Genomic DNA, 2,384 nt, shown 5'->3' with positions numbered 1-2,384 from the left:
AACTTCCTCTGCGGGCCGCGCCGGTTGTGCTCGCCGAAGACCATCGCCGTCTCGGTGGAGGCGTCCTCGGACAGGTCGTAGCGGGCGATCTCCTGACCGCCGGCCTGGTTGACGACCCGGATGAACGCGTTGCGGACCTGTCCGAAGCTCTGGCCGCGGTTCTCGGCGTCGTGGATGGACACCGGGAACACGATCTTGTCGATCTCGGCGGGCACGGCGGCGAGGTTCACCTTGACGGTCTCGTCGTCGCCCTCGCCCTCGCCGGTGAGGTTGTCGCCGGTGTGCTCGACCGAGCCGTCCGGGCTCTTCAGGTTGTTGTAGAAGACGAAGTGCTGGTCGGAGGGGACCTTGCCGGAGGCTGCCTCGAGGAGCAGGGCGGAGGCGTCCAGGTCGTAGTCCGTGCCGGTGGTCGTGCGGACGTCCCAGCCCAGGCCGACCAGGACGGCGGTGAGGCCCGGCGCCTCCTTGCTGAGCGAGACGTTGCCGCCCTTGGACAGGGAAACTCCCACGGGGTACTCCTTCTTGACGTGTGCGTTCCGGGTCCGGAAGCGGACCCATCTAAAATCTACAACACTGTAGAAGGGAAGGGGCGTGGTCCCACGGATCTATACGATGTGCCCACGGGCAACGCAGGGCGGTGGAAGGGAGGCAGGGCGGTGACGGATCCCCATCAGCGTCCCCGGCGGGGGCAGGGCGAGCTGGAGGCGCTGGTGCTGGAGGCGCTGCGGGAGGCGGACGGTCCGGCGACGGCCGGCTGGGTGCAGGAACGCCTCGGCGGTGACCTCGCGTACACGACGGTGATCACGATCCTCACCCGGCTGCTGGGCAAGGGCGCGGTCACCCGGGAGCGGGTCGGCCGGTCCTTCGTCTGGACGCCCGCCTCGGACCAGGCGGGCCTGGCCGCCCGGAAGATGCGCAAGGTGCTGGACGCCGAGAGCGACCGCGAGGCCGTGCTGGCCAGTTTCCTCACCGGCCTCGGTCCGGACGACGAACGGCTGCTGCGTGACCTGCTGGATCAGGCTCATGGCGAGGAGGAAGACTGAAGCCTCATGGGGGTCTTCGTCTTTATGCCACTGGTGCTGCCGCTCACGGCATGGCCGGTCGCGCGCCTGGCCGAACAGCATCTGCATCCGCGCACCGCGACCCGGCTGCTGACCGCGATGGCCGCGGTGCTGGCGCTGTGCAGCACCGTGTGCCTGGGCCTGGTCATGGTCGTCGGCACCGCCCAGCTCCCCGGCAACCCGCTGCCCGACGGCTGGTCGGACCCCGAGGTGCGGGCGGCGGTGCCGTACGACGAGATCGTCGGCAAGGCCGCCATTCCCGCACTGTGCGCGGTGGTCGTCGCCTGCGGCCGGACCCTGTGGCGGCACGCCCGGGTACGCCGCCGCGCCCACCGCGCACTGGCCGGCCTGCCGAACACGGAGGTGGCCGTACTGCCGGACGCCGTGCCGTACGCGTACGCGCTGCCTGGGGGACGGGGCAGGGGTGTTCCGCGGATCGGCGGAGGCCGTCGGGGGAGTGGTGCGCTGCGTGGCGGTGCCTTGCGGGGCAGGGTGGTCCGTTGGACCGGTGGTGTTTTGCTTGCGGGCGTGGGCCGTTGGGTCGGTGACGCTCTGCGGGGCGGCGGACGCTGTCGGGGGAGTGCTGCTCTGCGTGGGGGCGACCGCTGTCGCGATGGCGGTGACTTGCTTGGCGGGGTGGGCCGTTGGGCAGGCGGTGTCTTGCGCGACAGCATCGGTCGTCGCAGTGGTGATGCTCTGGGGACTGGCGTCAGCCGTCGGGACGGCGGTGCTCCGCGTGGTCGTGCCGGTCGCCCTGTCCGTGGCCCGCGCGCGGGGCGTGTCGTGGTGACCACCGGCCTGCTGGACCAGTTGCGGTCGGCCGAGCGCCGGGCCCTGTTCGCCCATGAGCGGGCGCACCTCGCCGCCCGGCACGACCGATTCCTGCTCGCCGTGCAGCTCGCCGCCCGGGCCAACCCGTTCCTGCGGCCGCTGCGCACGGCCGTTGCGTACACGGCCGAGCGGTGGGCCGACGAGGAGGCCGCCCGGGCGATCGGCAGCCGCCGCACGGTGGCGAGGGCGATCGGCACGGCCGCCCTCGTCTCCCGGGGCACCCCGGTGTCCACGCTCGCGGGACTCGCCGCCCCGGGGCCGGTGCCGCGTCGGGTGGCGGCCCTGCTCGGCCCCGCACCCGCCGTCCGCACCTGGCCGTCGGTGTTCACCTCGGTCGGCCTCGCGGCGTGGGGCGCGGCCGCGGGAACGGCCGTGTCGGCGATGTCGTCCGCGAACTCGGCCGTCACGATGGTGCTCATCCTGCACGCGGCGACGCCCTTGTGAGGCCCACGGGTGCGGGCGGGCCACGGCCCGACGCAGTCGGCCGGGGCC

Annotated in this window: 2 protein-coding genes and 2 pseudogenes; 3 read left to right on the top strand and 1 reads right to left on the bottom strand. The window is 72.9% G+C overall.

The features are described from left to right. On the bottom strand, positions 1 to 509 hold a 509-nt coding region (locus tag ACFTZL_RS44030; RefSeq protein WP_382596009.1), incomplete at its 3' end, for a TerD family protein. A gap of 147 nt (positions 510 to 656) precedes the next feature. Here ACFTZL_RS44030 and ACFTZL_RS44025 point away from each other — a divergent pair. From ACFTZL_RS44025 to ACFTZL_RS44015, 3 genes and pseudogenes are all read left to right on the top strand, one after another. Then, positions 657 to 1,043 (top strand): BlaI/MecI/CopY family transcriptional regulator, encoded by a 387-nt coding sequence (locus tag ACFTZL_RS44025; protein ID WP_382596007.1) that lies wholly within the window; start codon positions 657 to 659, stop codon positions 1,041 to 1,043. Between the two features lie 6 nt (positions 1,044 to 1,049). Beyond that, positions 1,050 to 1,475: pseudogene (locus tag ACFTZL_RS44020) on the top strand (M56 family peptidase); the annotation flags it as partial. Positions 1,476 to 1,838: 363 nt separating this feature from the next. Next, positions 1,839 to 2,336 (top strand): annotated as a pseudogene (locus ACFTZL_RS44015) (M56 family metallopeptidase); the annotation flags it as partial. Between the last annotated feature and the right edge of the window lie 48 nt (positions 2,337 to 2,384).

Origin of the sequence: Streptomyces sp. NPDC056948, assembly GCF_042674225.1 — a bacterium.
GTDB classification, from domain to species: Bacteria; Actinomycetota; Actinomycetes; order Streptomycetales; family Streptomycetaceae; genus Streptomyces; species Streptomyces purpurascens.
The sequence above is the reverse complement of the archived record's forward strand: the minus strand, read 5'-3'. Positions and strand labels throughout refer to the sequence as shown.